The organism is Haladaptatus sp. (assembly GCF_049589095.1).
Lineage (GTDB): Archaea > Halobacteriota > Halobacteria > Halobacteriales > Haladaptataceae > Haladaptatus.
This window is the reverse complement of sequence record NZ_JBAWAC010000391.1, coordinates 1-4,380: the sequence shown is the minus strand read 5'-3', so window position 1 is coordinate 4,380 and position 4,380 is coordinate 1. Positions and strand designations below refer to the sequence as shown.

The window sequence follows — 4,380 nt, the reverse complement described above, 5'->3', positions numbered from 1 at the left end:
CCTTCACGCTCGACAGCGCCCGCCGAACGGTGTTGATATCGTAGATGTCCGCGCCGGAGCGGAGCAGTCCGTCGGTCACGGTGCGGAACGAATCGAGCGAGATTCCCGCCGCGGGTGCGGAGAGGAGCGCGCTGCCGCCGCCCGAAATCGGCGCGATGACGAGCGTTTCGTCGTCGGCCTCCTCGGCGGCCGAGAGGATATCCTCGGTCGCATCGCGGTTCCGTTCGCTTGGCAGCGGGTGGTCGCCGGGCCGCACCTCGATCATCTCCGTTTCGGCGGGCGTGTCGGTGACGACGGTGCCGCCCGAGAGATAGTCTCCGAGAGTGGTTTCGAGGCTGGTCGCCATCTCCCCGGCGGCGTTGCCACCGCCGAGGACGAGGACGGTCGAAAACGAGTCGAGGTCGAACGATTCGCCGTCGACGGTGAGGACGCTTCCGTCGCGCGAGAGCTTTCGGCGCACGACGTGCCGTGGATGTGCGGCGTCGATGCCGGCGTGCAGGCAGTCGAGCGCGACTTGTTTCGGCGTCCGCGAGTCTGGATGGTCGTGAGTCATGGATTATGGGAAAGTGGGAGCGCCGTTTCAATTACGCTTCGGCGGCGTCACGGGTCAACAGTGCGGTCAGATACTCCGCGTGACACCACGCCAGCGGCATGGCGAACCGGACAACGTCGCGCTCCGCCGTCTGGGCTTCGAGGTCGCTGTAGGCCTCCTGCATGTGGCCCAGTTCCTCGGCGACGAAGTCGAAGGACACGTCGCGCAACACGTCCTCGTCGAACTCCTTCTCGAAGTCCAATCCGGTACTCCACTCGTTCTCCACGAACGCCTCGAAGCGCCGTCGGGTCGTCAGGTGTTCCGGAATGTGTCCCTCGGCGTTGGCGTAGGACGCGATGGTCGCCAACACGTCGTTTCCGCGGTCGGTCTCGCCGTTCGCGAATCGGTACTGTGCGTGCCACGCCGTGTACTGCAACCACGGCCCGTTGCCGCCGTGCTGGTGCACGTCGAAGTCACGGTAGAAGCCCATGAATCGCTGAATACCACCGATTTCGGGGTCTTCGAGCGCGGTCGCGGAGCGGTTCGCCGCCTCGTGCAGCGCGTCCCCGAAGAGGTCTTCGAGGCCGAAGTAGAACGGTGCGAACAGCGTCACGTCCGGTCGGACGTCGAGTTTTCCGTCCGGCGTGTACCGCCGGGGCACCTGCGCCGGACTCGTGAACGAGCGTTTCACGCCGCCTTCGAGGTGCGACCGGAATCTTGCGATGTGGTCCTCGACCGTCTCCGAGTCCTCCGGCAGGAGCGAGAGCGCGCGTTCGATGCCGCGCAGGGCGGCGACGAAGACGCAGTTCACCCAGAGCGTGTAACCCGATTCGATGCGCCCCTCGTGGATGCTCGTCGTGCTCTCGACGAGGTGGGCGTTCGGGTCGAAGAGTTCGTCCTGAACGTGCGCGACGGCCCGCTCCGTCGCGTCGATGATGTCCTGCCGGAATGCAGGATTGGCCGTCTCCAGCGAGTCCGTCGCGTCGAGCGCGAACACCGCGTGTGAGAGGACGTGCAGGCCGTGTCCAACGTTATCCTCCTGCTGATAGATTCCCTTGTCGGTGCCGTCGAGCGCGTACCGCTGTCGCCAGCGCCCTCGGTCGTCCTGTGCGGCGAGGAAGAACCGGGCGGCACCGAGGATATTCTCCCGACATTCGCCGGGGCGAACGCCCGACTCGACCGCGTGAAGCCACGCCTTCGTGATGCACGCGATGTCGCGCGGATAGGCGTAGGGGTAGCGGTCGTCCGGGTCGCTCGCGAGCGGGACCGACCCGGCACACTCGGCCGGGTAGACGAGGTCGTCCAACACGTCGAGGTGGAACGTCGGGTCGTCGAGGGCTGTCGTCGGCGAATCGTGGAGCGTCGTATATGTCGTGTTTTCTGCCATTTATGGGTTGGAAACCGATCGTTTGGGGGGCTGTTCGTCGGGGAGACCGCGTGTCTTGCGCGCGATACCGCTGTCCGCGTCGAAGAGGTACACGTCCCGCGGGGAGACCGTCACGCCGAGCGTCTCGCCGGGGTTCGGGTAGACGTCCGAGGGAACGCGTGCCATCAGGTCGTGGTTTTCGACCGAGAGATGGATGAAATTATCGTTGCCTTGATACTCCGAAACGGTCACGTCGGCCGCGAACGTCCCGTCCGTCGGGTCGTCCGACAGTCGAACGTCTTCCGGTCGAAGGCCGAGCGTCATCGGTTCGCCGTCGGCGCACTCGACCGTGTCGTGCGGAACCGCCGCGAGCGTCGTCCCGTCGTGGCGGAACTCGATCTCGTCGCCGTTCTCGACGGCGACCGTCTCGAAGGTGTTCATCGAGGGGCTGCCGAGGAACGTGGCGACGAACTCGTTCGCCGGGTGGTCGTAGGCGACCTCCGGCGGCGCGACCTGCTGGAGTTCGCCGTCGTTCATGACGGCGATGCGGTCGGCCATCGTCATCGCCTCCGTCTGGTCGTGGGTGACGTAGACGGCCGTGACGTCGAGGTCGGTCTGCAACTGCTGGAGTTCGGTCCGCATTCGCGCCCGAAGCTTCGCGTCCAAGTTCGAGAGCGGTTCGTCCAGCAGGAACACGTCCGGGTCGCGCACGATGGCGCGGCCGAGCGCGACGCGCTGTTTCTGCCCGCCACTCATTTCGTCCGGTTTGTCGTCCAGCAACTCGGTGATATCGAGCAGTTCAGCGATGTCCTCGACCTCGCGGTTCCGTTCCGCCTTGCTCAGATCGGTCGAGTGTTTCAGCCCGTAGGCCATGTTCTGACGGGCGGTCATCTTGGTGTACAGCGCGTAGCTCTGGAACACCATGGCAATCGAGCGCGCGCTCGGGGCGAGATGTTGGACTTCGGTCCCACCGATTTCGATGGTGCCGTCCGTCACGGTTTCTAGCCCGGCGAGCATCCGGAGCGTCGTGGATTTACCACAGCCCGACGGTCCGACGAGGACCAGGAACTCCCCGTCCTCGATGTCGATGTCGAGCGAATCGACCGCGACCTCGCGGCCCTGTGCGTCGTCGTATATCTTCGTCAACTCGTTCAGTTCAAGCGTCGCCATTCGTCTCACCTCCGTGGTTACGATCAGCAGTTCGGTTCATCGAATCGCCTCCCCCGCCGCGCCGAACGCGTGGAGTTCCGTCCGGTCGAACGCGACTTCGACCGTCGAACCCATGGACACGTCCTCCGGAAGCGCCCGCAGGCGGGCGATGAAGGTGTCGTCCCCGCGTGCGAGTTCGAGTTCGTACGCGTTGCCGAGCGGTTCGATGACCGTTATCTCGCACTCGATGGCGTTCGTCATGTTTCTCGGGTCCGGTCGGGAGACGTTCGCCACGTCCTCCGCAGGGGTCGAGAGGAGATGCACGTCCTCCGGACGGACACCGAGCGTCTCGGTGTCCATGGGGAGCGACGTGTCGAGGGTCGCAGTGTCGCCGTTCGGCAGGAGTTCCACGCCCATGCCGACGGAAACGTCGAAGAAGTTCATCGGCGGATTGCCGATGAACCCGGCGACGAACGCATTCTCCGGCGTCTTGTAGATCTCCTCGGGCGTCCCGACCTGCTGGAGTTCGCCGTCGTTCATGACGGCGATACGGTCGGCGACGCTCATGGCTTCCTCCTGGTCGTGGGTGACGTACACCGTCGTCGTCCCGAGTTCCTGCTGGAGTTCCCGAATCTCGAACCGCGTCCGAACGCGGAGTTGCGCGTCCAGATTCGACAGCGGTTCGTCCATCAGGAACGCTTTCGGCTCCCGAATGATGGTTCGGCCGACCGCGACGCGCTGTCGCTGGCCGCCGGAGAGCTGTCCGGGCTTCTTGTCGAGCAGGTCGGCGATTTCGAGCATCTCCGCCGTTCGCTCGACCTTCGCCGTCTTCTCCTCGTCCGAGAGGTCCATCTTGCCGAGCGGGAATTCGAGGTTCCCCGCGACCGTCTTGTGCGGGTAGAGCGCGTAGCTCTGGAACACCATCGAGAGGCCGCGTTTCTGCGGGAGGGTTCTCGTTACCTCCTCGTCGCCGATTTCGATGGAGCCGCCCGTGGGCGTCTCCAGTCCGGCGATCATCCGGAGCGTCGTGGACTTTCCACACCCCGACGGCCCGAGCAGGACGAGGAACTCGCCCGGTTCGATTTCGAGGTCGAGTCCCTCGACCGCCAGCACGTCGCCGTACGACTTCCGCAGGTCCGAGAGGTCGATCCCGGCCTGTTCCGTCTCGATTTCGGCGCTGGTGTCAGGTGCCGATTTCTCCGTGGTCTCTATCTCGGAGGACACGAATCAGCCCTCCACCGACCCGAAGGTCAGTCCCTCGACCATGTACTTCTCTAGGTAAACGAACATGATGATGATGGGAATGCTGGTCAACAGCGATGCGGCCATGATC

General features: G+C 64.6%; 4 protein-coding genes. All 4 read right to left on the bottom strand.

Annotated features, from left to right (window positions below; all coding sequences use genetic code 11):
* Positions 1–553, bottom strand: a 553-nt coding sequence (locus tag WBV42_RS12255; RefSeq protein ID WP_423986287.1) for a glycerate-2-kinase family protein, incomplete at its 3' end; no start/stop codon positions are given.
* 31 nt (positions 554–584) lie between these two features.
* Positions 585–1,919, bottom strand: coding sequence for a glucoamylase (locus WBV42_RS12250; RefSeq protein ID WP_423986286.1), 1,335 nt, complete (start codon positions 1,917–1,919; stop codon positions 585–587).
* Positions 1,920–3,068 carry an ABC transporter ATP-binding protein gene (locus WBV42_RS12245; RefSeq protein ID WP_423986285.1) on the bottom strand — a complete coding sequence of 383 codons (1,149 nt, stop codon included), beginning with the start codon at positions 3,066–3,068 and terminating at the stop codon, positions 1,920–1,922.
* A gap of 36 nt (positions 3,069–3,104) precedes the next feature.
* A complete protein-coding gene (locus WBV42_RS12240; protein ID WP_423986288.1) occupies positions 3,105–4,217 on the bottom strand; it encodes an ABC transporter ATP-binding protein in 1,113 nt (370 codons plus the stop codon).
* Positions 4,218–4,380 lie beyond the last annotated feature (163 nt).